The following is a 217-nucleotide window of genomic DNA, read 5'->3' as shown; positions in this document are numbered from 1 at the left end:
CAGATCCATGCGCTGACCTCCGACCAGACCGGCCAGCTGACCGCCACGCAAGTGGTTCAGCTGACCTCGGCCCAGGTCGTGGCGATGTGCACCGCCGAGCTGAACGCGATGGGCACGGCCCGTTCGCCGCGCTGGCCACCGACTCGCTGCACGGCCTGAGCACGGCCGCGATCCGCGCACTCGATTCCGGCGACCTGCATGCGCTGAGCTCCGACCA

General features: G+C 70.0%; 1 protein-coding gene. It reads left to right on the top strand.

Translation table 11 applies throughout. The features are described 5' to 3' along the window. Window positions 1-86 precede the first annotated feature (86 nt). Window positions 87-217, top strand: a 131-nt coding sequence (locus B0W88_RS35380) for a hypothetical protein (protein ID WP_369973980.1), incomplete at its 3' end; no start/stop codon positions are given.

The sequence above is a fragment of the Pelomonas sp. KK5 genome (assembly GCF_001984095.1).
GTDB lineage: Bacteria > Pseudomonadota > Gammaproteobacteria > Burkholderiales > Burkholderiaceae_C > KK5.
This window is presented reverse-complemented; position numbering and strand designations above follow the sequence as displayed.